This is a genomic window from Piscirickettsia litoralis (assembly GCF_001720395.1).
Lineage (GTDB): Bacteria > Pseudomonadota > Gammaproteobacteria > Piscirickettsiales > Piscirickettsiaceae > Piscirickettsia > Piscirickettsia litoralis.
In genome coordinates this window covers 1041086-1065010 of the sequence record NZ_MDTU01000001.1, presented here as the reverse complement: position 1 = coordinate 1065010, position 23925 = coordinate 1041086, and the positions used below count along the sequence as shown (strand labels likewise).

Annotated in this window: 23 protein-coding genes; 20 read left to right on the top strand and 3 right to left on the bottom strand. The window is 41.7% G+C overall.

Annotation, left to right across the window (positions count from 1 at the left end; genetic code table 11):
• The 10 genes from BGC07_RS05025 to BGC07_RS21190 all read left to right on the top strand — a co-directional run.
• The coding region (locus BGC07_RS05025) for a hypothetical protein (protein WP_235602941.1) at positions 1 to 1074 on the top strand (1074 nt) is incomplete at its 5' end.
• Positions 1025 to 1540: a hypothetical protein gene (locus BGC07_RS05020; RefSeq protein WP_069312210.1), complete on the top strand. Its 516-nt coding sequence runs from the start codon at positions 1025 to 1027 to the stop codon at positions 1538 to 1540. The genes BGC07_RS05025 and BGC07_RS05020, both read left to right, overlap by 50 nt.
• Positions 1541 to 1815: 275 nt before the next feature.
• Positions 1816 to 2853, top strand: a complete 1038-nt coding sequence (gene rpoS / locus BGC07_RS05015; RefSeq protein ID WP_069312209.1) for an RNA polymerase sigma factor RpoS — start codon at positions 1816 to 1818, stop codon at positions 2851 to 2853.
• 333 nt (positions 2854 to 3186) lie between these two features.
• Positions 3187 to 3459: a cold shock domain-containing protein gene (locus tag BGC07_RS05010; protein ID WP_235602940.1), complete on the top strand. Its 273-nt coding sequence runs from the start codon at positions 3187 to 3189 to the stop codon at positions 3457 to 3459.
• A gap of 107 nt (positions 3460 to 3566) precedes the next feature.
• Positions 3567 to 4211, top strand: a complete 645-nt coding sequence (locus BGC07_RS05005) for an ATP-binding cassette domain-containing protein (RefSeq protein WP_069312207.1) — start codon at positions 3567 to 3569, stop codon at positions 4209 to 4211.
• A 14-nt stretch (positions 4212 to 4225) separates the two neighbouring features.
• Positions 4226 to 5044, top strand: a complete 819-nt coding sequence (gene thiD, locus BGC07_RS05000; RefSeq protein WP_069312206.1) for a bifunctional hydroxymethylpyrimidine kinase/phosphomethylpyrimidine kinase — start codon at positions 4226 to 4228, stop codon at positions 5042 to 5044.
• A gap of 81 nt (positions 5045 to 5125) precedes the next feature.
• Entirely contained in the window at positions 5126 to 5647 is a 522-nt protein-coding gene (locus tag BGC07_RS04995) for a hypothetical protein (RefSeq protein ID WP_235602939.1), read from the top strand.
• Positions 5648 to 6045: 398 nt separating this feature from the next.
• On the top strand, positions 6046 to 7077 hold the full coding sequence (locus tag BGC07_RS04990) for a GGDEF domain-containing protein (RefSeq protein ID WP_139121621.1): 1032 nt from the start codon (positions 6046 to 6048) through the stop codon (positions 7075 to 7077).
• Positions 7078 to 7260: 183 nt separating this feature from the next.
• Positions 7261 to 7680, top strand: coding sequence for a hypothetical protein (locus BGC07_RS04985; RefSeq protein WP_069312204.1), 420 nt, complete (start codon positions 7261 to 7263; stop codon positions 7678 to 7680).
• Positions 7681 to 7918: 238 nt separating this feature from the next.
• Complete coding sequence (locus BGC07_RS21190; protein ID WP_069312203.1) at positions 7919 to 8371, top strand: HU family DNA-binding protein; 453 nt, start codon at positions 7919 to 7921, stop codon at positions 8369 to 8371.
• A gap of 158 nt (positions 8372 to 8529) precedes the next feature.
• On the opposite strand, the gene BGC07_RS04975 is transcribed toward BGC07_RS21190, so the two are convergent.
• Positions 8530 to 8919 carry a hypothetical protein gene (locus tag BGC07_RS04975; RefSeq protein WP_069312202.1) on the bottom strand — a complete coding sequence of 130 codons (390 nt, stop codon included), beginning with the start codon at positions 8917 to 8919 and terminating at the stop codon, positions 8530 to 8532.
• A gap of 270 nt (positions 8920 to 9189) precedes the next feature.
• Here BGC07_RS04975 and BGC07_RS04970 point away from each other — a divergent pair, with 270 nt between their 5' ends.
• Positions 9190 to 10479 carry an OmpP1/FadL family transporter gene (locus BGC07_RS04970; protein WP_069312201.1) on the top strand — a complete coding sequence of 430 codons (1290 nt, stop codon included), beginning with the start codon at positions 9190 to 9192 and terminating at the stop codon, positions 10477 to 10479.
• 91 nt (positions 10480 to 10570) lie between these two features.
• Here BGC07_RS04970 and speE read toward each other — a convergent pair whose 3' ends face one another.
• Complete coding sequence (gene speE / locus BGC07_RS04965) at positions 10571 to 11434, bottom strand: polyamine aminopropyltransferase (RefSeq protein ID WP_069312200.1); 864 nt, start codon at positions 11432 to 11434, stop codon at positions 10571 to 10573.
• A 63-nt stretch (positions 11435 to 11497) separates the two neighbouring features.
• Positions 11498 to 12277 (bottom strand): substrate-binding periplasmic protein, encoded by a 780-nt coding sequence (locus tag BGC07_RS04960; protein ID WP_069312199.1) that lies wholly within the window; start codon positions 12275 to 12277, stop codon positions 11498 to 11500.
• 181 nt (positions 12278 to 12458) lie between these two features.
• Between BGC07_RS04960 and BGC07_RS04955 the strand changes: the two genes are divergently transcribed.
• From BGC07_RS04955 to pgsA, 9 genes are all read left to right on the top strand, one after another.
• Positions 12459 to 13439 (top strand): HlyD family secretion protein, encoded by a 981-nt coding sequence (locus tag BGC07_RS04955; protein WP_069312198.1) that lies wholly within the window; start codon positions 12459 to 12461, stop codon positions 13437 to 13439.
• A gap of 2 nt (positions 13440 to 13441) precedes the next feature.
• Complete coding sequence (locus BGC07_RS04950; protein ID WP_069312197.1) at positions 13442 to 14959, top strand: DHA2 family efflux MFS transporter permease subunit; 1518 nt, start codon at positions 13442 to 13444, stop codon at positions 14957 to 14959.
• A gap of 11 nt (positions 14960 to 14970) precedes the next feature.
• Positions 14971 to 16281 (top strand): TolC family outer membrane protein, encoded by a 1311-nt coding sequence (locus BGC07_RS04945; RefSeq protein ID WP_235602938.1) that lies wholly within the window; start codon positions 14971 to 14973, stop codon positions 16279 to 16281.
• Between the two features lie 29 nt (positions 16282 to 16310).
• On the top strand, positions 16311 to 17681 hold the full coding sequence (locus BGC07_RS04940) for a leucyl aminopeptidase family protein (RefSeq protein WP_069312196.1): 1371 nt from the start codon (positions 16311 to 16313) through the stop codon (positions 17679 to 17681).
• A 162-nt stretch (positions 17682 to 17843) separates the two neighbouring features.
• Positions 17844 to 18659: a 3-methyl-2-oxobutanoate hydroxymethyltransferase gene (gene panB, locus BGC07_RS04935; RefSeq protein ID WP_201258121.1), complete on the top strand. Its 816-nt coding sequence runs from the start codon at positions 17844 to 17846 to the stop codon at positions 18657 to 18659.
• Between the two features lie 162 nt (positions 18660 to 18821).
• The gene (locus BGC07_RS04930) at positions 18822 to 20345 is read left to right on the top strand and encodes a fumarate hydratase (RefSeq protein ID WP_069312195.1); all 1524 of its coding nucleotides are present in this window, start codon (positions 18822 to 18824) and stop codon (positions 20343 to 20345) included.
• Positions 20346 to 20792: 447 nt separating this feature from the next.
• Complete coding sequence (uvrY, locus tag BGC07_RS04925) at positions 20793 to 21437, top strand: UvrY/SirA/GacA family response regulator transcription factor (RefSeq protein WP_069312194.1); 645 nt, start codon at positions 20793 to 20795, stop codon at positions 21435 to 21437.
• A gap of 10 nt (positions 21438 to 21447) precedes the next feature.
• Complete coding sequence (gene uvrC / locus BGC07_RS04920; protein ID WP_069312193.1) at positions 21448 to 23253, top strand: excinuclease ABC subunit UvrC; 1806 nt, start codon at positions 21448 to 21450, stop codon at positions 23251 to 23253.
• 20 nt (positions 23254 to 23273) lie between these two features.
• A complete protein-coding gene (pgsA, locus tag BGC07_RS04915; protein WP_235602937.1) occupies positions 23274 to 23846 on the top strand; it encodes a CDP-diacylglycerol--glycerol-3-phosphate 3-phosphatidyltransferase in 573 nt (190 codons plus the stop codon).
• Positions 23847 to 23925: the final 79 nt, after the last annotated feature.

Below are 23925 nucleotides of genomic sequence, written 5' to 3'. Positions count from 1 at the left end.
AATATAGCCTATGCAGTTAAGGATTGTCTATCTGGTTTTTTGTATAGTAATTTTAATAAAAATATGAAAGAAGGTTTGAAAGATACTTTATTGTTGCCTTATAATGCTTACAATAAGTACTGTAATAACCCTGAAATAAAATCATCATTTAGAATGATTTTATTTTATAATGCTGTATTTTTTTGTGTAATGGCCTCGCTTGGATTTATTAAAGACCATAGCTCTAATGATAATATAAAGTCGGTGCTGGGATGTACAATGGCTTTAGCAAATTGGTCGTTTAAGCTTAGTTATGGGGCTGTACTTGGGCTTGTCAATCTCTACTCAATAGCAAAAAGTATGTACAGCAATGGTCTGACTTCAGAAGATAACTCAGAAAATGAAAGCAGTATAAAAGACTATATTAAATCAATGATGGAGGTTTTGATTTTTTCTGGTGTGTCTATGTATGCGCAAGAATTTTTACAAGAAGTTCTAATTAGCTATCTTTTCGATGAAAATAGCTTGATTGGGAGCGCTGCTAATTTTATATCAGCGGCAATATTAACTGGTTATTTATTTCTTTATTTACGTCTGTCTTATGAGGAATCATCGCCTGATAACCAATTAAAAAAATTATCAATGGCGAACGGCTACGCATTAAGTTTGGGCTGTAGTTATCAAGTGTTTTTTGCGTTTGTAGAACAGTGCCTGCCTGAGCCTTTGGCATTTGCCATGAAAAGTATACTCTATGAATCGTTTGTATTAGCAGCTTTATCAAAAAGCAATGTTAACTGTAATGAAAAGCCTTTTAATTTTTTTAAGCCTGCTCTTGCTGGGCAGCAATATGTTACTCGTTTAGTAAAGGAAATTAGTCGCTATTGCTCTAACCCTAATAAAGAGCCTCGTTTCCTAGTCCAAGCGCTGCTTAAATTATCAGCTTATTTACTAAAGAAATTATCTAAGCTTATTCCTAAATCACCGACTGTGATTAATGCACCATTTTACCAGTTAACAAATGGTTATAAAACACAAGTGGAAGAAGGTGGAAAGTGGTTGCAATGGTTGGAAAAAATGGGGTGCTGTACAAGTTAGCTTACTTTCTTTGAAGTTGATTTATACATTGGGGTTGAAAAAATCAAAGCCGATTAAAATTTTAGCCAACATTAATTGGAGTGACTTAGAAGATGTTTTTAGTGAATTTAAAGGATTGGTGGGAAATTTTAAAAAGCAGAGTGATTTGTTACTTTCTTTTGGGGGAGAGGAAAAAGTTAATATTTCTGAAAGCGAAGATGATTTTATTTTGGTCGACTTTTCAAAGAATAAAAGCTTGGTGCAACAGCTGAACCAGGCACTGACATGTTGGTTGCTCGCGGCCGATGAAAAATTAATTGAACCTTGGCATCGGGTGGTTAAAAGAGATGTGTTATTGCAAGAGAGCAAGATTGAGGAAATTGACGATTGGCAGATGGTTAACCCAATGGATAGTACTTTATTTCATCATCAGCACTATGGATATAGCAATGAACAAGTAGAACGTACAGCGATAGAGTATGAATAATATTTTTGTATAGACTTTAGCTAAGAGCCATTGCATGCATTGTTAGTACTGCACGTGAGCTGATTATTCCTTTTGAATAGAGAAGATGTATTGCTTTGCTGTAAGCCTAAGCTTACATGAGTCTAACGCCTTGTCAGTCAATATTTTTCAGTACTGACCAACTTTTATTATAGTAGAGATTAATGTTTTTTGGAAAAAAAGGTCGGTGGATCCCAATTTTATTTAATTTATAGTGAATGATGTAAAACAAAATAAGCTTAGGCAAGGAGGCCTCTATGATCAATCAAGCCGATCAAAGCGAAGTTGCTTTAGAATTAGATGATGCCGTTATGTTAGAGGACTCTATTAATGATGATGTTGCTGTAGAAGAGGTAAAAGAGAAAAAAACAAAATCAAAAATAAAGTCAAAAGCAAAAGCAGAATCTGGCACTTCTTCTCGTCGGGGCAAACGCCGAGAAGCAAGTCAAGAAACAGCGAATAGCCCTGATGCAACCCAACTTTATTTGGGTGAGATTGGTTTCTCCCCCCTGCTTTCTGCTGAGGAAGAGGTGTATTATTCCAGGCGGGCGCAGCGTGGTGATCAAGATGCGAGACGGCGGATGATCGAGAGTAATTTGCGCTTAGTGGTTAAAATTGCCCGACGTTATATCAATCGTGGTTTATCTTTGCTTGATTTGGTCGAAGAGGGAAACTTAGGTTTAATTCGCGCGGTTGAAAAATTTGATCCTGAGCGCGGCTTTCGTTTTTCGACCTATGCGACATGGTGGATTCGTCAAACTATAGAACGGGCTATTATGAACCAAACGCGGACTATACGTTTGCCGATTCATGTGGTTAAAGAGCTAAACTTATATTTGCGTGCGGCACGTCAACTCTCTCAACTCTTAGATCATGAGCCTAGCCCTGAAGAAATTGCTGAGCTTTTGGATAAGCCTGTTGAAGATATTAAAAAAATATTGGTATTGAATGAACGCATCTCCTCTGTCGATAGCATGTGGGGAGATGAAGTTGAGAAATCATTACTCGATAGCATTGCTGAAGAGAACAGTGGTTCAGAGCCGGCCTCTTGGATGGAAAGTGAGGATATCAAAGAGCATCTAGACCAATGGCTGAATGAGTTGACTGATAAGCAGCGTTCGGTAGTGATGCGTCGGTTTGGGTTGCGTGGTCATGAGGCGGCAACCTTGGAGCAAGTAGGGCGTGAAATTGGCTTAACACGTGAGCGAGTGCGCCAAATACAAGTTGAGGCTTTGAAGCGGTTGCGCGAAATGCTTGAGGGGCATAACTTGTCGAGCGAGATGCTGGTTGTTTAGCATACATAAAAAAAGCCAGCATAGCTGGCTTTTAGAGGACCTAGGCGGCAAAGTCTTGCCGTCTACCTTAATTACATCGGGCAGTCAGGCTCAAACTTTAGCCAAAACTCACTAGACGTGTTATTATAATGACTTTTGCTGTGCATGCAAGAAAAATAATGTTTTAGCAATTTGAATGATTTAACTTTCAATAAGTTAATTGAATGTTAAGCCTGGTAAGGGCTGCTATAATTTTTAAGAGATAGAGTGATTAAGGCATGAAGGGGCAATGAAAGGAACTATCAAAAATTTTTCGATCGTAAGCAGCAGTACGGCTTTATTGTTTGTGATGATATGAGCCAAGACATTTATTTTAAGATGGAAGACATTCTCAATGTACGCTTGATTAAGCCTGGGATTGATGTTGCTTTTGACTATGAATCTTTAGAAGGTGACCGCTTTCGTGCTTATGATATTCATCCTGTAAATGATGAGACTGCAGCGGCGACTACAGTTAATAAAGAGGGGGTCTCTGTGCAACAATGTGTTGCGATGGCGGTGACGTCTGCACTAATTACTTTTGTGGTGGGGCTGGTCGTGGGTTTTGTTGCACACCAACTCATTTAAATATTTAGCCTGTTATTGATATCAAAGTTATTGAAATTACCTTATGTTCAAGGCGCAAGATCAGCGCCTTTTCTTATAGCAATATCTAACTTAAGGTGGATTAGTTTGTGTTAGAAGTTAATGCACTTTCAAAATCTTATGGTGCCAAAATAGTATTGTCGGATATTAATTTTTATCTTCGTCAGGGTGAATCTCTTGTATTATCAGGAGATAAATGCAGTGGAAAATCCGTCTTGTTAAAATTAATTGCTGGTCATGAGTCTTGCTCAGTAGGGCGTATTTTAATTGACAAAAAGCCAGTTAAATCTCAACAAGTCAATTTGATTTTTGCCAATCATTACTTACATCCAGAATCGACCGTGTATGAAAACTTAGCTTACCGCCTGTATATTAAAGGGCTAAGGCGTTCAGAAATTCGTCAGCGTATTGATAGAGCCGCAGATCTTTTAAACCTAAGCTCTTTATTAATATCCTACCCAAACGATTTGAATATATTTAGCTATATCAGGGTGGTTTTTGCACGGGCCTTGGTGCAGCAGGCAAGTTTGTATTTATTAGATGCCCCTTGGTGCGGTTTTCCTCTTGCTGTGCAAAAGCGTTTGGTAAGATTATTGAGCGCACTTCAGAAAAAGCAGAAATTTGCAGTTATTTATGCGAGTCGTTTGAATCTTTATGATAGTCCGTTTAAAGATTATAAAATAACACAGCAATTCGAGCTAAAAAGCGCTAGACTAAGCAAAAAAAGCGACTGAGCAAGGTTGTAGCAATGAGCAAAAAACAAGGTCAAAATCAATATCAACGTGTTTTAACGATTGCAGGTTCCGATAGTGGGGGTGGAGCGGGTATTCAAGCGGACTTGAAAACCTTTTCGGCACTAGGCTGTTATGGTATGAGTGTGATTAGTGCTATTACAGCTCAGAATACGTTGGCTGTGAGTGCGGTTGATGTTGTTAAGCCTGAGATGGTGAAGGCTCAATTTGATATGGTGATGGGTGATATTGGTGCGGATGCAATTAAAATTGGTATGCTTGCTAATGCAGAAATTACTAAAGTCGTTATTGACTGCATTCGCAGTATCCCGGTTGATATTCCTGTTATTTTCGATCCAGTACTTGTTGCAACCAGTGGCGATGTCTTGACGCAGCTGGATAATCTCGAGTTGTTTAAGCAATTGATAGGCGATTGTTCATTAATCACCCCCAATCTTGTTGAAGCTGGTGTATTGGCTGGTTGTACTGTTGAGAGTCAAACGGATATGGAGCATGTTGCCAAATTAATGGTTGAGGTCTTAGGTGCGAAGGCTGTATTGGTCAAAGGGGGGCATTTAACAGGCGATATGCTCGGAGACTTATTGTATTGGCAAAACCACGCAGTTTGGTTTCAGCATGAGAAAATACCGACAAAAAATACCCATGGTACGGGGTGCACGCTGTCGTCGGCAATTGCAGCAAATATGGCAAAAGGCCATCCATTAAATGTAGCGGTTGAGAACGCGATTGATTTTTTGCAGGGCGCAATAGTTAAAGGAGAGGCTTATTCCCTGGGAAAAGGGCAGGGTCCAGTGCATCATTTCTATAAGGGTTGATCAGTCTTTTCTTGAAATTTCTTTGATTTCTCTGTATGTATTAAAAGAAGCAGGGTTATTTTATTAAGGGTAATGAATGGTATGGACACACTAGTTAAAACGAAGGCAGGGAAAGCGTCGTCACCTTATTTTGAAGAGGGCATACTGCTGGGTTTATGTCATGGTATTATGGCAGATAATCAGATTCTTGATGAAGAACTGATCTTTTTGAAAGATTGGATTAATTCTCATATCGAACTAACAGAAGATCACCCTGGTTCTGATATCGTTAAGCTGATTAATATTGCACTTGAAGAGCATCCGGTGCGTCCTGAGACTATGCAGAGTCTGATTGAGGGCTTTGAGGCGATATTCAGCGCCTATCAAAACCGTGAAGACCCTTGGGCGGTATTTATTGGTTTATGCTATGGAGTACTTGCTGATGAGAGCATTGCGCCGGCAGATATCGAATTATTGCTGAATTGGCTTGAGCAATACCCAGCGGTTAAAATGCGCTCACAGCTTAATATGTTAGTGCCAACGCTTTATCAAACACGTACATCTAATTTGCCTTTGGATAAAGTGAAAGCAGAGCTATACGACTTTATTCAAATGATCGACTAGCTGCTATTTTCTCCAGAGCAACCTTTATTTTGATATGTTTTGTAGTTGTAAATTGTATCAATGCTGCTGATTATCCCCGTATGGGTGCGGGGATCTAAGCCGAGCTATGCTATTTAATTTCTCTGTATGAATATGCCAATCTAGTTTAAGCTTCTAAGTTTTAAAATATCTAAATTGTTTTTGTGAATCATTACGGCAGCCGTGTATTGACGTTTATTTAAATGCTGCAGTGCAATTGTAATATTCTGTCGAGAATAACAAAATGAACCAATATATGAATTATTTAAATATCATATAATTCAATGTATCAGCTGTCAAAAAGTACATGAGATTCCACGCTTTTTCAGGGATTTCCCTATACTTACCCATTAGGGGTGGGCTAGATTGTGGATGCATTGATGCGTTCAAAAGATGTACATGAGGTGGCGACACAGCATTCGTTGGGTGCGCATAAAGTTATGCGTACGTATGGTATTGCACCTAACCCAATAAACTATACCTTGTGTTATCTATATGCTGTGGGTGAAGATCGCTCTTTAATCAAGGAAATCGATCAAAACTTAGAGGAGCAAGGCACGTTATTGCCGGAGGTTGCTGAGCGATTGTTCCAGCAGTATGCTTTAAAGCTTGCTGCTCCTGTGCATGACTTACAAAATAGTTTGGAAGAGTTAGCGGAAAAATTGCTCGCGGATGTGGGGCATGTTGCCAAAGAAACACGTGGTCACCAAACAGCGATGCAATCGGTTGAAGGGAAAATCCAAGCGATTCGATCTGCTGATGATGTAACTTTGGTGACTGCTCAGCTGAGTGAGCACCTTCAAGAAGTTGTTAGCTCGGGTGAGAGGTTTGGAGCGGAACTGGCAAATGCTCAATCTGAAATTAATCAGCTAAAAAGTGAGTTAGACGCTGCTCGCCATGACTCAGAGCATGATAGCCTAACTAAGCTATATAACCGCGGAACGTTTGATCGAGCCATGTCTGACTTGATAAAATCGGGTTGTCAAGCAAACAGCTTAGCGTTATTGATGGTTGATATTGATCATTTTAAGCGAGTGAATGATAAATTTGGACATGTTGCAGGCGACAAAGTTATTCAATGGGTGGCAAAAAACCTTAAAACTGCGTTGGATGGTTTGGGAGAAATTTATCGCTATGGTGGCGAAGAATTTGTGATTTTATGCAAAAATTTAACACGTGAACAGGTTGATGAATTGGCTGTGGCGTTACGGGCATCTTCTGTCCGCCAACAGATACGGATTCGCACAACAAATGAGTTGGTCGGAAAGGTGACTGTATCAATCGGTGTGGCATTTTACAATGAAAAAGAAACTCAAGAGGCTTTTGTCAAACGTGCTGATGATGCACTTTATGCTGCAAAAGAGGCAGGACGCAATTGTGTTGTTTTTGCTGATCAAAAGTCAAATAAATAACACACATGATTCTATATTTGGAAAAATAAAAAGCATATTCGTTTGATTTTTAATGTTATTTCTTACATATATCTTAACCTTGGTTACGTAAGCAGTTTAATTATTTTGCCAGTATTTATTGGCACAACAATTGTAAGGTAGTTGTTGAGTAAATCGAATAATAGTAAAACAATGGATGATTGAATGAAATTTATTCAGCGCTCTGAAATTATTTTAAATGCCTATTTTGTTGATCGTGATGGTCAAGGAGATACATTTGAGTTTGCTTTGAATGATAAACTAAAGGTTATTTCAGGAGCTTGTCAAGATTTTGCAACGGGCAAAATGCATTCAGTGCAAGTGAAAGACTATTGGGATGCGCTGTTTGAGTTTAATTACATTAGTATTCAATCGAAAGTTTCTTCATCGTTAGCGATTAAACGTTTTACCGAGTTATTAAATCAATTTGGTATTCGTTTAACTCCGCCACAAGAGTCTTATGATGAAACTCTAGATTTTAATTTATTAGGAGAATTACCGGATATTGTTCGCTTTTATATTCGACCTAATAATGAAATTGTTTTCCTCTCGCCTGCATCAAGGTTCAAACTTGTTGCCTGTTAAATGCCTTAGTAAATTAAATTAATTTAATTTTTTTTGTAATAAAGGTTGACATTCTTTTTTTAGAGAACTATTTTCGCTAGTAGGAGCTAAAAACTAGGGACGGTATTATGGCGACAAAAAACTTCCTCTCGTAAACCAGCAGCTAAAAAGAAAGTAGCTGCTAAAAAAATCAGTAGCTAAGAAAAAATGTAGCTGCGAAAAAAGCCAGCGGCGAAGAAACCAGCGGCTAAGAAAAAAGGTGGCGGCGAAAAAGCCAGCCGCTAAAAAGAAAGTGGCTGCGAAAAAACCAGCAGCTAAGAAAAAAGTAGCGGCGAAAAAGCCAGCTGCTAAAAAGAGAGCTGCTGCGAAGAAGCCTGCGGCTAAGAAACCAATGTCGGCAATTTCTCAACGCTTTACTGCAAAAGATACTTTCCGTCAGATTGCTGAAGAAAGTGATTTAAGCTTAAAGCAAGTTGAAGCTGTTTTTGACTCATTAAAAGATATTGCTTATGCACATCTTCAAAAGCGTGGTGCCGGTGAGTTTATTTTGCCAAAACTCGGGGTGAAAATGTTCCGTAGTAAGCGCAAAGCGACTAAAAAGCGCATGATCCAAAGCCCAACGGTTGGTCAGGTTATGGTGCCTGCGAAAAAAGCACATTCTGTTGCACGTGTTTCTGCACTTAAAGCATTGAAAGATATGGTGAGTGATTAGGGTTAAGGTTTTAACTGCTAATTTTTGATCATAAATAACAAGAGACAGCTTATGCTGTCTTTTGTTGTAAGCGTAAACTCTATAAAATAAAAATGAGAAAAAACAAAGCATATTTCATATGCTTTGCTTGTTAAAGCTAAAGGTTGAGCAGTGGTCTGTTAGTAATTGAATCCTGCGAATTTTTCAGACTTTGTTGCTCCTTTAATGACACTAGTATCTACTTTTAATGTTGGAGAGTTGCTTCCATCAGTTGTTGCATTAGTTAACTGTACAGTTGCAAATGTTCCACCACTTACATCTTTACAAACAACAGTTGCATTTGCAGTGCTGTGCGCATTATTCCAGTTTTGAGCTTCCAATGCTAATGATAAACCATTCCAGCTGATTACATCACCTTGATACTGGCTGAACAAACTATTAATTGTTGAAACGGCGATTGATTGTCCGTTTTGAATGCCTGTATTTGTTGTTAATGTATCGCAATTGTCGGCAAAAGCAAAAGAAGTGGCAGCTATAGTAAGTGCAGCACCTAAAACAATTTTTTTCATGATTGATCCTTGAATTTATTTCCGTAAAATAAAAAACACGATTTGTGTGGTTTTCTATGCTAGGGCTGAAAATTTAATTTGTAAAGGTGTATTTAATAAAAAAAATTATTATGCGCTGCAATATTGTTTTGTTTGTCATTGCCGTGCTTTACATTTTGGCGATGCAGCATGGCTTTTTTTTTGATGGGGTGTTCAATTAATTCTTGTCATTGAACGTTTAATTAAGTAACAATAGGGCAATCGAGTTTTACATCCACAAGGTAGTGCTGAATGAGTCATAAGATTAAAACCCTGGTTTTGGCCGTGAGCGCGATAAGTACAATGATATGCGCTTCTACTTATGCTGCAGGTTTTCAAGTTAACGAGTTAAGCCCTGAACTACAAGGTTCAGCTTTGGCTGGGGCTTCTTCTAGTTCTGGTGATATTACCGCGATGTATTTAAACCCAGCATCTTTAGCCGGGATTACGTCAAATGAAATATATTTAGGTGGTTCGTATATTGACCCTAAAATATCGATGAGTAATGCTTCGGCTACTCGAACTACTGATGGAACGACAACCAATATCAGTGGCTCTACTCAAGATGGCAACATAGCTAAAGGCGCACTAGTGCCAGATTTATATGCTGCTTGGAAAATTAATGATAAGGTAGCGGCAGGATTATCTATAGGAGCACCTTGGGGCTTAACTACAACTTATGATAATGACTGGGTTGGTCGTTATCAGGCAGTTGACTCTGAAATAAAATCTATTGCAATTACACCTACTATTGCATTTAAGGCTAATGATCAATGGTCGTTTGGTTTAGGAGTCTCAGCAGTTAGAACTAGTGTTTTACTCTCGCAAAGTATGCAGATAGTTAATGTTTCTGCAACTCAGCCTAGTCAGGTATCGGGACATGATTGGGGATATGGTTATTTATTAGGTGTTCAATATAAACCAACTCAGTCTACAACTTTGGGGTTAAGTTATCGGTCGCACATTGAAAACACAATTGATGGCACTGTGGATATTAACATTTCACCATCGCCGACAGCTATTTCGCGTGATGCGAATGCAGCTCTAACTTTGCCTGCGGTGTGGAATTTGGGTTTGACCCAGCAGATTACCTCTAAATGGAAAGTAATGGCAAATGCTCAATATACAGAATGGTCTAGTATTGATACTATTGAAGTAAATATTCCATCACTTCCCACAATGGGGATTAACGAATCACTCCATTATAAAAATTCCTGGTTGTTTTCACTAGGCACAGCCTATGATCTAACGTCACGTTGGCAGCTACGCACGGGTTTAGCCTTTGATCAAACACCAACGGTAACAGAGGAGCGTGATGCGCGTATTCCGGGATCTAATCGTATTTGGGCAACGATTGGTGTGGGCTATCATATTAATAAGAATTTTAGTGTGGATGCAGTGTATGAGCGAATTTTTATGCGTGATCAAGCGATTAATAAAACAACAACAGAGAGTAGTACTCCAGTTGCTGTAGATAATGTTAAAGCAGATTACAGCGGCTATGCTAATATCTTTGGTTTAGGTGTCAGTTGGAAGTTTTAAGATAAATTTCTTGCTAAGTTGTGATAAAAAAGAAAGCCTGGAGGCTTTCTTTTTTCATTTAGAGATAATTTTGTTTAGAAAGAAAAGCAAACTATTTTTGCTTTAATTGTGGCAGAGCTTTTAATAAATACTCAGGTAACGCTTTGCTCGATTCGTGAATATTAGCATTGTAGTAATTCGTTTCGAATGGCTTTTGTTTGGCATCTTGCTTGCGGAAATGAAACTCACCATTTTTACTGGCTAATAACGTGCTCCACCAACCACTTGGATAAATCGGTTGTGGGTAGTGATGTAAGCGAGTGGCGTTAAAACCAACGTTTTCAAAGCGGTTGCAAAGAGTCTTTAATAAGTCAACGTGATAAAAAGGAGATTCACTTTGAATGGCGAGAATGCCATCATCTTTTAGGGCATTAAAGCAATAGCTGTAAAACTCATCGGTGAATAAAACTTCACCCGGGCCTTCAGGCTCTGTGCTATCGACAATGATAATATCCAAGGAGTTTTTTTCAGCCTTGCGCACCCAATTGATGCCATCTTCAAATAAAATGGTGGCGCGTGGGTCGTTATTTTCTGTGCAAAGCTCTGGGAAGTGAATTTTAGCGAGTTCGGTGACACGTTCGTCGATATCGATTTGAGTGACTGATTGTGTTGTCGGATGTTTTAAAGTTTGTTGTAAAGTGCCACAGTCACCGCCGCCGATGATTAGAATATTTTCCGGGTTTTTATGGCTGAATAATAACGGGTGGGTCATCATTTCATGATAGAAAAAATTATCACGGGTGCTGACCATCGTGCAATCATCGATGACCATCAGTTTGCCGAAGGTTTCAGTTTGGTAAATATCAATGGTTTGAAATTCTGATTTTTCTGAGTGAATTTTGTCAGTAATTTTTAATGAGAAGGCCGAGCCTGATGGGGCGTAGCTTTCTGAAAACCAAGTTTGATCGAGACTCATGGTTATCCCCTCGTGTAGTCTAGTATTGAAAAGCGTTATCTTAACGGTAAATGATAACGGGTGCTAGCGTTTTGGTGAATAGGCCATAAGGATTTTTTCAAGGCTGCCGTCGATTTGCATTTCTACTAAAGCAGCATTGACTTGGTTGACGATGTTGCGAGAGACGGTTTTTTTGCTAAAGGCAATATAAAGCGGTGTCGGGTCGTTGTCGATGAGGGTCTCTGTTGTGCCGATTTGGCTGAGCAGGCGCACTTTTTTAAGTAGGTAGTAACCGCGTTGGGTTTCCATCAGATAGCCATTTAATTTTTTGGTGATGAGGAGGCGGGGAAGTTCGTAATAATTATCGGCCGTGCGGATGTTTAAAGAGCCACCACGTTGGACAAATTGCTGATAGAGTGCACCGTATTGAGTGCCGAGGCTCGTGCCGAGTTTGAATGTAGTGTTGAGTAGGTTAATGATAGAAGGAAAGTTAAAGCGTAAGATGTTTTTCTTTCTAACAAACATGGAAAAGCGCTGGTGGCGTATAATATTGGAGAAATAAAGCCCCTCTCTATTTTGTAGAGTGCGTGGGATCGACATGGCGATATCCGCCCAGCCGAGTTTTAGGTCATTGGCAACACGGCTGTGCTCGACGCGCTTGTACTGTGTGCTACAACCGATGCGCTTCATAATTTGGCTGATTAGCACAAGGTCGATGCCTTTAGGTTTGTTTTGAATGCTGTATTGGTAAGGTGGCCAGTGTCCGTCATAGGCAATATTGAAGGTTTGGTTACACGCGGCGAGGGCTGCGGCTCCAGAAAACAGCTGATAGAGCAAAATCCCTGCTGGAAAAAAAAATAACATAAGCTTCGTTTCATAAGGCCTCCACTAGCAGTATAGCTAGCACTTTGGCAATCTACTAAAAATTTGGCGATAGAAGCGGGTGAGATTGACTCGCTTGCGAGTGCCCAGTGTCTGCCGTATCATGTGGGATAGCCGTTGTATAGGCTTTTTTTATGAATTTTAATTGAATGGTCGGTCAAATATGAAGAAATTAATAACCACAGTGATTGCGATTATTGCGATTCTAGCCGCGGGTGCTTATTGGTATTACAGTCGGTTACACCCTTCGACCGATGATGCGTATGTCAAGGCGCATATTGTTAATGTAGCTTCACAGGTGTCGGGGCGTGCTGATCGAGTTTTAATTAAAAATCATCAACATGTGGCTAAAGGCGAGCTTTTATTCACGATAGAGCCTAGACAATTTAAAATTGCTTTGCAGCAGGCAGAGGCTAAACTGACTCTAGAAAAGCAGTCGGTTCAGTCAGCAAGGGATAATATTTCGGCGGATCAGGCGATTGTCGCAGAGCGCCGCGCCCAGCTTATTTTGGCCGAGCAAAATGCCAAGCGGACTTTAGCTTTAGTGGCTAAGGGTCAGGCATCGATTTCAGAAGGGGATCAAGTTCGCTCGCAACTGAGCGTCGCTAAGGCTTCTTTAAAGGCCGCCGAAGAGAATTTAAAACAAGCGCGTGATCAGCTCGGCCAATTGGGTGATATGAATGCACAAATTCGCCAGGCACAAGCGGATGTCGATCAGGCCAAGCTAAATCTCTCCCATACCAAAATTTATGCGCCAGCTGCGGGAATTTTAGACCAGGTCAGCCTGCGTCCAGGAGACACCGTAACTGCTTTACAGTCCCAGTTTGCTCTGATTGAAAATAATGAGTGGTGGGTGGATGCAAACTTTAAAGAAACCGATTTAGGGCGTATTAAAGCCGGCCAACATGCGAAAATAGCAATTGATATGTATCCAGACGTTGAGTTTAAAGGCAAGGTCGCCAGCATTAGTTATGGCAGTGGTGCAAGTTTTTCTTTATTACCACCAGAGAATGCAACAGGGAATTGGGTTAAAGTGACTCAACGTTTTCCGGTTAAGGTTATTTTTGTTGGCGACTTGCCGAAAGCTTACCCTCTGCGGGTTGGTAGTAGTGCGACGATCACGGTCGATGTCGGGGATAACTAGGGGTGGATATCGCAACACTGCGTGAGAGTTCGTGGTCACGCTGGGTGATCACATTAATATTAGTATTAGTCACTGGTCTTGAAATTTTAGATATGACCATTGTCACAGTGTCATTGCAGGATATGCGTGGCTCATTGGGCGCAACGTCGGACCAAATTAGTTGGACGGTGACCTCTTATATGGTGATGTCGGCAATTGTTATGCCTTTAAGTGGCTTTTTAACTTCACGTTTGGGTCGAAAGCGTTTACTTATTATTGTTATTATCGGTTTTGGGGTGTTTTCGTCGTTGTGTGGCTTTTCAACTAGCTTAACCGAAATTGTCATTTTCCGTGCCTTGCAAGGGGGTTTTGGCGCATTGCTCGCTCCCATTTCTCAGGCGACAATCAATGACTTATTTGCTAATTGCTCGGAATCTGAGCGCAATAAGTCGATGGCGCTCTACGGTGTTGGTATTATGACTGCTCCAGTGTTCGGGCCGATTATTGGTGGTTATCTAACACAGAATATTAATTGGCGTTGGGACTTCTTCGTTAATATCCCGATCTGTATTATTGTTTTGCCCTTGATTGTTCTTTTTATCAAGGAAACCCAACGTAAATCGAGCCGGATTGACTGGTTGGGTATGGGGGTGATGGCGCTTGCTGTTGGTAGCTTCCAAGTGGTGCTGGATCAAGGCAGTAGCAAAGACTGGTTTTCATCAGACCAGATTGTAATTCTGCTAATTATCTCTGTGATTAGCTTTGCTTACTTTCTTTATCGGGGGATAAAGCTGGGCCGAAGAAATATTGTTAATTTAGGCATGTTTAAAGATCGGTTATTTTCAGGGTCAATTTTTTTGATTTTGACCTATTGCATGGTGTTAATTGGCTTATTATCTTGGTTGCCATTATTTTTAGAAACCTTATTGCATTATCCAGCGTTGACGGCTGGGGAGGTGTTAGCACCGCGTGGCTTGACGGCGGCAGCGGCTATGATGTTATTGCCAATGTTGATGAGTTTTATTCCAGCATATCGGTTGGTGATGTTCGGCTTTTTGCTAACGGCAATTGGCAGTTACTTGATGATGACAACCTTTAGTTTGCAAATCAGTGAGAATATTGTCTTGATTCCGAATATTATTCAGGGCGTTGCATCCGGTTTAGTGTTTGTCCCGCTCGCTCGGACATTCTATAGCAATTTACCTGTTGAGGATCACGATGAGGCGGCGGGAATGTTTAGTTTTGCTCGTAGCATTGGCGGCTCGATTGGTGTGTCGATTATGGGGACTATATTTGTCCGTTTATCGCAGGTAAACTGGAATGAATTAGGGGGCTATGTTAACGTCTTTAACCATAATTTGACGCGTTGGTTGGAAGTGAATCATCAAAATCTTCAAGAACCACAAACGATTGCACGGTTGGGGAATATCGTCAACGAGCAGGCGAGCATGTTGGCTTTTAACGATGTATTTTACTTTGCAGCGGTGCTGTCAGTGATTTTACTGCCTTGTGCGTTAATATTAAGACAAAAAGGTAAATAGGCTAAACCAAGATGATGAAAAGAAAAATGCTGTGGGGAGCACTATGTGGCGTGGGGATGCTAGCATGGGGTTCATCTGCATTTAGTGAAGATTTAATCCAGGTGTATCAAAGAGCAATAACAGAAGATCCGACCTATCAAGCGGCACTGTCGACTAATCAAGCGACGCAAGAAAATGTGTCGATTGCTAAAGGGCCTTTATTTCCACAGTTATCTCTTACTGGTAATGTTAATCGCGCAAAGCTCAATAATGGTGATGTCGAGAATGGCCGGGGCTATAGCCTGACATTAACTCAAAGTTTAGTCGACTATGCTCAATGGCAGACGCTGAGCCAAGCCGAACAACAAGCGGCGCAGGCGGATATCGTCTTACAAACGGCCAAACAAACGCTGATGCTGGATGTGGCAACAGCTTACTTTAACGTATTAGAAGCCCAAGATAATCAAGTCTCAGCCCAAGCTCAGGTAAATAGTCTGAAAAATAATCTCGATAAAGTCGAACAACAGCATAAGGTCGGTGTGAAGCCGATGAGTGATGTGCTTGATGCGCGTTCAAGTTATGATCAGGCGCGAGCGGACTTGATTCAAAAAGAAAATGATGTGGCAACAAGCTGGGAGTCTTTACGGGCAATTACCGGGGTGAAGTATAAAGTATTATCACCACTAAAGTCTGATGTGAGCTTTGAAGGGCCGATCCCCAACGATATTAATCACTGGGAGATGGCGGCTAAAAACAATAATCTGGATATGAAAAAAGCACGCTTTGATGCTGAGATTGCAGAGACATCAATCGATATTAATCATGCCGGGCATTATCCGACCTTAAGCTTACAGTTAGCCTATAGCTATAATCGTGACCCGACCGGCGCGATTACAGGGGTTGTCGGCAATAACCACAATGCAACAATTAATCTAGTTTTGAGTGTGCCGATTTTCAGTGGTGGTTTAATTACCGCACAGACCCAGCAGGCGATTAACCAATATGAAGCGGCCCACTATGATTTAATCAAAGCGGAGCGCAGTGCTGTGAGCAGTTCGCGGCAGAATTTCTTAGGGATGAAAGCACAATTAAGCTCGATTCGTGCTTTTGAGTCGGCGGTTAAGGCAGATGAGACGACGGTTAAAACCTATGAAGCGAGTTATGCGGTCGGTGTGGCAACAATGCTTGATATTTTGCGGGCAATTAAGAACTTAAATACTGATCAACAGCAGCTTGCCAAAGCACGTTATGACTATATCTTGGATTATTTACAACTGAAAAATAATATTGGTAATTTGACATTGGCAGATTTAGAAAAAGTAAATGCCTGGTTGAAAAGTTAAATTAGAAAATTGATAAGGTGAATAAGATTATGCACAATAATTCGACTATCGTTGCTAGCGCGGATCAGGCTACGTTAATCAGTGCTGTGATTAAAGAAAATTTTAACCACTGGATTGAGGCGCAGAGTGCAATGACTCAAAATTGGCTTAAAAGCTCAGGCTTTAAAGCGGAGGCCGGTCAATTTCAGTTATTAATGAATGAGCAGGGCGACGTTGTTGAAGTATTATTGATTATCGATAATGAAGATGATTTTTGGTCTTTTGGCAACTTAAGCCGTTTACCTGAGGGTTGTTATTCTTTTAATAATCTGCCGATCAGTGAAGAGCTGGCAGCCGTCGCTTTTGCCTTGGGCGCTTATCGTTTTGATCGCTATCAAGAGAGTAAAAAGCCAGGGCCTCAGCTATTAGTTGCTGATGAGTTAACGCGTAATGCGGTCAATCGACAGGTGGATGCCTTGTGTTTGGGTCGGGATTTAATCAATACACCCGCTGAAGATATGGGGCCGCAAGATCTTTCTGATGCGGTGGGTGCGCTAGCCAAAGAATTTAAGGCCGAGTTCAAAGAAGTTATTGGTGATGACTTACTCACTGAAGATTATCCGGCAATTCATGCGGTGGGTCGAGCGAGCCACCGAGCGCCTCGCCTACTAGAGTTGAATTGGGGGGATAAAAGCCATGCCAAGCTCACTATCGTTGGTAAAGGGGTGTGCTTTGATAGTGGCGGATTGGACATCAAGCCCTCCAGTGGCATGTTGATGATGAAAAAAGACATGGGGGGTTCGGCCCACGCGATCGCCTTGGCTAAATGGGTGATGAGTGTTGGTTTAAAGGTTTCTTTGCGTTTATTGATTCCTGCTGTTGATAATGCTATTTCTGGCAATGCTTATCGCCCGGGTGATGTGATTGCAACGCGTAAAGGCTTATCGGTTGAAATTAAAAATACTGATGCTGAAGGTCGTGTTGTTCTCGGCGATGCTTTGGCCTTGGCGGCTGAAGATAAGCCCGCGTTGGTGATTGACTTTGCAACTCTAACAGGAGCTGCACGTGTGGCGTTAGGGACGGAACTGCCGGCATGTTTTACTAATCAGCGTGATATAGAAACAGAGTTGCGCGAATTAGGTGAGGATATGGCTGATCCTGTTTGGCCGATGCCGCTATTTAAAGCTTATAGAAATAAGATTGATAGTCAGATTGCTGATTTAAGTAACTGTGATTTAGGTGGTTATGGTGGAGCGATTACCGCAGCACTGTATTTAGAGGAGTTTGTCGGGGATTGTCCGTGGATTCACTTTGATGTGATGGGTTATAATAAGCGCGCTTTGCCAGGTCGCCCTGAAGGTGGCGAGATTATGGGAGTAAGAACCGTATTTGCTTATTTAGAGCAGCAATTTTCTGTTTAATGAGCGCTGTCCGCTGTCCGCTGTCCGCTGTCCGCTGTCCGCTGTCCGCTGTCCGCTGTCCGCTGTTTGGCTATAAATTCATTCATAAATTATGCTATTTAAGTTTTAATTAAGAATAATATAATGTAGGCTAAGTGAATGCTAATTTAGTGGGAGTAGGAAGTGGGGTATTTAGCTGACGATCAGCGTCCGATGAGTGTGTCGAAAATTAAAGCCTTGAAAGGTGAGCGCCCTGTGGTGATGGTAACCGCTTACACCGCATCTGTAGCGAGTATTGCTAGTCGCCATGCTGATATTCTATTAGTTGGCGATTCATTGGGTAATGTGATTTATGGCATGGATACGACAGTCTCTGTGACGATGGAAATGATGATCGCTCACGGTCGTGCAGTGGTAAAGCATGCGGGCTATCCTTTGGTTGTTGTCGATATGCCTTTTGGTTCGTTTCAAGAGTCTAAGGAGCAAGCGTTTCGTAACGCGGCGCGGATCATGAAAGAGACCGGGTGCCATGCGGTGAAGATCGAAGGTGGCATAGAGATGGCAGAAACTGTGGCTTTCTTAACTTCACGCGGTATTCCGGTGATGGGCCATGTAGGACTGTTGCCTCAGTCTGTCAATGCATTGGGTGGTTTTAAAGTCCAGGGGCGTGGCGAGGAAGGTTTAGATCAAGTCCTTCGCGATGCGCGTGCGATTGCTGAAGCCGGAGCCTTCTCAGTTGTTTTAGAATGTGTTGCTAGCCATGTTGCAGAGCCGGTCACTGCGAATATCAGTGTGCCGACCATTGGCATAGGTGCCTCGAATGCTTGTGATGGACAAGTATTGGTGATCGATGATTTAATCGGCCTGACTGAAAATACACCGAAATTTGTAAAGCGTTATGCTGAGGTGGGTGGGCAGATTGATCAGGCGATAAAAGCCTATTCAGATGATGTGATCGCACGCAGCTTCCCAGAGCATGATACGCATACGTTTTCATGATCCGCTGTTTTTTGGCCATTGAATTTTGCAGTGACTATAGTCACAGACCTTTAAGAGTCGGTTAATTACCGGCTTTTTTTATAATGTCTCTTATTAACATAAAACAAAAAAGTAAATTTAAATTTAAAGTTAAGCTTTCGTTGAACAAAAGGTAGTAAAAGTATGACGATAATAAAAAAAGATGACTTTATCCAAAGTGTTGAAGATGCTTTGCAATATATCTCTTATTATCACCCGACTGATTTTATCCAAGCGATGAATCATGCTTATTTACGTGAAGAGTCTGTCCCTGCTAAAGATGCTATGGCGCAGATTTTAATCAATTCACGCATGGCCGCTGAAGGGCGTCGGCCGATTTGTCAGGATACGGGGATTATCACCGCTTTTGTAAAAATTGGCATGAATGTGCAGTGGGACTCTGACTTGACGATTCAACAGATGGTCAATGAAGGGGTGACCCGTGCTTATGCTAATCCAGACAACCCGTTGCGTGCTTCTGTTTTAGCTGACCCTGCCGGTAAACGAGTTAACACGAAGACGAATGCGCCTGCGGTCGTTCACTTAGAGATGGTCCCTGGTGATACCGTTGAAGTGCATGTGGCGGCTAAAGGGGGTGGCTCTGAGGCAAAATCTAAATTTGCGATGCTTAATCCTTCGGATGATCTGGTGGATTGGGTGCTTAAAATGGTGCCGACGATGGGAGCAGGCTGGTGCCCGCCGGGGATTTTGGGGATTGGTATTGGTGGTACCGCAGAAAAGGCGATGTTGCTTGCTAAAGAAGCCTTATTAGAGCCGATTGATATTAATGAGCTGAAAGCTCGAGGTGCTAAAAATCGCGCAGAAGAGTTACGTATAGAAATTTTCGATAAGGTTAATGCCTTAGGTATAGGCGCGCAAGGTTTGGGTGGCTTGACAACCGTTTTAGATATTAAAGTCAGTGATTTCCCGACTCATGCGGCCAATTTACCCGTTGCGATTATCCCAAATTGTGCGGCGACACGCCATATTCACTTTACTCTAGATGGTTCGGGTGTGGCTGAGTTAAAAGCGCCCAGTTTGGAGGATTGGCCTGAAATTACTCAAAAAGCCAGCGCTGATATTCGTCGTGTGAACTTGGAAACCGTGACTCCTGAAGAAGCACAAAGTTGGCAAGCCGGCGAGCCTATCTTGCTTTCTGGAAAAATTCTTACCGGGCGCGATGCGGCACATAAACGCTTACAAGATATGCTGTCTAAGGGCGAGAGTTTGCCTGAAGGAGTTGATTTTAAAGGTCGCTTTATTTATTACGTTGGGCCGGTGGATGCAGTGCGTGATGAAATTGTTGGACCTGCTGGGCCGACAACAGCAACACGGATGGACAAATTTACCGGTTTTATGCTGGAGAAAACAGGCTTACTTGGCATGATTGGTAAGGCCGAGCGTGGCCCTATGGCCATCGAGGCGATTAAAGAGCACAAGGCGGTGTATTTGATGGCAGTCGGTGGAGCGGCTTATCTGGTCTCTAAGGCCATTCGTGCAGCAAAAGTAGTGGCGTTTGAAGATTTGGGTATGGAAGCGATTTATGAGTTTGAAGTCAAAGATATGCCGGTGACAGTTGCTGTTGATAGTACAGGAGATTCTGTGCATCAGACAGGCCCTGAGCTATGGCGTAATAAAATTGCTGGGATTCCGGTGGTTAAGCAGTAACTCGTACAGAATAAGGTTTATTCTTAAGGTGATAAAGCGCTTGCCCTTGCTGTCCTGCAAGGGCGAGAGTTTAGCTTATTTTTGTGTTTTTCATTCATTTGTATTAGTATAATTCGGTCTTATTTTTCTATATTATGTAAATGCGATAAATATACAGCGACATTGTTTTGTTAGATGTAATTTAATTAACTGTTTTTATTAAATTTTTACTTTTTTGTCATGTGATATATTGCTATTGAAACTGCTGATTGATATGGATTTCTTTATTTGCTTATAATATTTAATTATATTTTGCTTGAATTGAATAAGTTAATAAAACAGTCGTTATTGGTGCTATGCAAGGCTAAGTCCTTGAGCCGTTTGATAGATTTTCGTTTCAGATCAGATCATATGATGTTATGATTTGTAAAGAGTCATACAGTCACATTGCGTGTAGGAGCCGTTCTTTTGATTAAAGTCCTCATTGTTGATGATCATGAATTGATTCGTATTGGTATTAAGCGTTTGTTATCTGATGTGCAAGGGATAGAAGTCATCGGTGATGCAGAAAGCGGTGAAGATGCATTACAGTTTATTCGTCAAAACCGGCCCGATGTTGTTTTGATGGATGTGAATATGCCGGGTATGGGCGGTTTGGAGGCAACACGGCGCTTGTTGCGTATCGATCAAGATATCCATGTATTGGCTGTGACTGTCTATGGAGGCGAGCCTTACCCTTCACGGGTATTACAAGCTGGAGCCGCTGGTTATATTACTAAAGGCACGAACATTGATGAGATGGTGCGTGCGATTCGTAAGGTTCATGTCGGTCAGCGTTATATCAGCCCAGATGTCGCTCAACAGTTGGCATTAAAGCATTTAACCGATGATGATAGTCCATTTGATCAGCTGTCCGAGCGTGAGATGCAGGTGATGATCATGATCACCAGTGGCCAAAAAGTCCAGGAAATTTCTGATCAATTGTGTTTGAGTCCAAAGACGGTTAACAGCTATCGCTATCGGCTGTTTGAAAAATTAAATGTCAATAGCGATGTTGAGCTCACACACTTAGCGATTCGCCATGGCATGTTGGATCCTGCTGTTCCTGTTTAATATTACTTGAATGAGCTTTGATGCAGCCGTATTTTTAACCACTGTTCCTGATTTGCCAGGCGTCTATCAAATGATAGATCGCCAGGCGAACGTGATTTATGTCGGCAAGGCGAAAAGCCTGAAAAAACGCCTTGGTTCTTACTTTCAAAAAAATCTTTCTTCAGTAAAAACAGAGCATTTGGTTAGCCAGATTGCAAAGGTCGAGACCATTGTCACAGAGACTGAAAAAGAAGCCTTACTGCTCGAATGTTCTTTAATTAAGAGCTTAAAACCCCGTTATAATATTTTACTGCGCGATGACAAAAGTTATCCTTATTTGGTTTTAAGTGCCGGTAATTTTCCTAACTTAACTTATCAACGTGGTGGCAAACGGCGCGCAGGGGAGTATTTTGGCCCTTATCCTGATGCTGGGTCGGCAAAGGAGACTTTAAATTTATTGCAAAAAACCTTTAAATTGCGCTCTTGTGATGAGCATACCTTTAAAAATCGCTCCAGGCCCTGCTTACAGCATCAGATTGGCCGTTGTGATGCGCCTTGTGTTGGTTGGGTAAAAGAGGGCGATTATCAAGAAAGTGTCAAGCATACCCGTTTATTTTTACAGGGTAAAAGCCAAGCTTTGATTGATCAGCTTGTGCAAAGTATGGAGGTGGCCTCACAGAGTCTCGCTTTTGAAAAAGCGGGGCAACTGCGCGATCAAATTACCCATTTGCGTAGAACAACACAGCAGCAAGCTGTCGTTTTTGAACAGGCAAAAAGCGTTGATGTCGTGGTTTTGTTACTTGATCAGGGCGTGTTATGCATTCAGGTGATGATGTTGCGTCAAGGGCGCTTATTAGGCAATAAAAGTATTTTTTCTAAACTAAATCTAGAATTTGAGCGTCATGAGCTGCTCGAATTATTTTTAGTCCAGTGGTATCTAGAATCTGCGCGGGAATTACCGGCTGAAATTTGTATAGAACAGCCGCTAGCGAATAAAGAAAACATTGAGGCGATTTTAACAGAAAGTCGGGGGCATAAAGTAAAAATTCGTCAGCAAGGGCGAGGTCTGACAAAAAAGTGGCTGGCTTTAGCGCAACATAATGGCTTACAAGCCTTGAAAGCCCATTTAGCAAAAAACGCTCATTACCAGCAAGGGTTTATAGAGTGCTTTGAGATATTACAGTTAGATGAGAGAATCACTCAAATCGAATGTTTTGATGTGAGTCACACGATGGGGCAGGCAACGGTGGCCTCTTGTGTGGTATTTAATGGTGATGGGCCATTGAAGAAAGCGTACCGGCGCTTTAATATAACGGGGATTAGTGCCGGTGATGATTATGCCGCATTGGCCGATAGTGTAGCGCGACGTTATCAAAAGGTGAGCCAGCAAGAACTTGACTCGCGGCTACTTTTGATTGATGGTGGACGTGGGCAGTTTAATGTTACCGTTGAGACACTTGCTAAGCTGGGATTAACTGCAAATTTACTGGCGATTAGTAAAGGGTCCTCACGCCGTCCGGGACTTGAAGTGTTACACTTATACGGTGGTGAGCAACGTGTGCTTGCAGCAGATAGCCCTGCACTGCATTTTTTGCAAAAGGTTCGTGATGAAGCGCATCGCTTTGCCATCGAAGGGCATCGCGCAAAACGTGGTAAGATGACTTCTGTACTGGAGACAATTGAAGGGGTGGGGCCGAAGCGGCGCAAAACACTACTGCATAGTTTTGGTGGGTTGCAAGAGCTAAAGCAAGCTCGAGTTGAAGAAATCGCCCAGATTGATGGCATAGGTGAAGCGTTAGCACGGCGAATTGTGCAAGCGTTAAAAGAAAAGGTTTAGGAGTAAATAAGAACGTGAGAATGATGCGACTGCCAAACATCTTAACATTACTGCGTATGGCATTAATCCCGGTATTTGTATTGATTTACTATTTGCCTTTCACCTGGGCGCCTTTAGCGACTGCTATCATTTTTGCAATTGCTGCGGTGACCGACTGGCTCGATGGCTTTTTAGCCAGGCGTTGGAATCAGACGTCGGCCTTTGGTGCCTTTTTAGATCCTGTGGCAGATAAATTGATTGTTGCAGTGGCTTTAGTGTTATTAGTGAGTACTTTTGCTTCTGCTTGGCTCGCTTTGCCGGCGGCAGTGATTATGTGCCGGGAGATTATGGTGTCAGCCTTACGAGAATGGATGGCAGAGCTTGGTAAGCGTGCGGCAGTGAAAGTTTCTTATATCGGTAAGGTGAAAACCGCAGCACAAATGATCTCTTTATTAGTCCTCTTGGCACAAAAAGCGCCGGCTCAAGGTTGGCAAGTGTGGGACTGGCCAATTTGGGGAGGAGTGGCATTGATGTACGTCGCTGCGGCGCTAACGTTATACTCGATGTTTATTTATATAAAATCCGCGTGGTCGGACTTGACTTATTCCATGTAATCTATATAATTCATTCCAGATTTGTTGAGGCATATCAAAGCGGTATGACTCGGTGTAGGTTGGCAATTCCTGCATCTAT

Bases quoted from the DNA above. Each gene is read 5' to 3' on its own strand.
- rpoS (WP_069312209.1), top strand. From the start codon at position 1,816: ATGATCAATCAAGCCGATCAAAGCGAAGTTGCTTTAGAATTAGATGAT.
- BGC07_RS05010 (WP_235602940.1), top strand. From the start codon at position 3,187: ATGAGCCAAGACATTTATTTTAAGATGGAAGACATTCTCAATGTACGC.
- thiD (WP_069312206.1), top strand. From the start codon at position 4,226: ATGAGCAAAAAACAAGGTCAAAATCAATATCAACGTGTTTTAACGATT.
- BGC07_RS04995 (WP_235602939.1), top strand. From the start codon at position 5,126: ATGGACACACTAGTTAAAACGAAGGCAGGGAAAGCGTCGTCACCTTAT.
- BGC07_RS04990 (WP_139121621.1), top strand. From the start codon at position 6,046: ATGCGTTCAAAAGATGTACATGAGGTGGCGACACAGCATTCGTTGGGT.
- BGC07_RS04985 (WP_069312204.1), top strand. From the start codon at position 7,261: ATGAAATTTATTCAGCGCTCTGAAATTATTTTAAATGCCTATTTTGTT.
- BGC07_RS04975 (WP_069312202.1), bottom strand. From the start codon at position 8,919: ATGAAAAAAATTGTTTTAGGTGCTGCACTTACTATAGCTGCCACTTCT.
- BGC07_RS04970 (WP_069312201.1), top strand. From the start codon at position 9,190: ATGAGTCATAAGATTAAAACCCTGGTTTTGGCCGTGAGCGCGATAAGT.
- speE (WP_069312200.1), bottom strand. From the start codon at position 11,434: ATGAGTCTCGATCAAACTTGGTTTTCAGAAAGCTACGCCCCATCAGGC.
- BGC07_RS04960 (WP_069312199.1), bottom strand. From the start codon at position 12,277: ATGTTATTTTTTTTTCCAGCAGGGATTTTGCTCTATCAGCTGTTTTCT.
- BGC07_RS04955 (WP_069312198.1), top strand. From the start codon at position 12,459: ATGAAGAAATTAATAACCACAGTGATTGCGATTATTGCGATTCTAGCC.
- BGC07_RS04945 (WP_235602938.1), top strand. From the start codon at position 14,971: ATGATGAAAAGAAAAATGCTGTGGGGAGCACTATGTGGCGTGGGGATG.
- BGC07_RS04940 (WP_069312196.1), top strand. From the start codon at position 16,311: ATGCACAATAATTCGACTATCGTTGCTAGCGCGGATCAGGCTACGTTA.
- BGC07_RS04930 (WP_069312195.1), top strand. From the start codon at position 18,822: ATGACGATAATAAAAAAAGATGACTTTATCCAAAGTGTTGAAGATGCT.
- uvrC (WP_069312193.1), top strand. From the start codon at position 21,448: ATGAGCTTTGATGCAGCCGTATTTTTAACCACTGTTCCTGATTTGCCA.
- pgsA (WP_235602937.1), top strand. From the start codon at position 23,274: ATGATGCGACTGCCAAACATCTTAACATTACTGCGTATGGCATTAATC.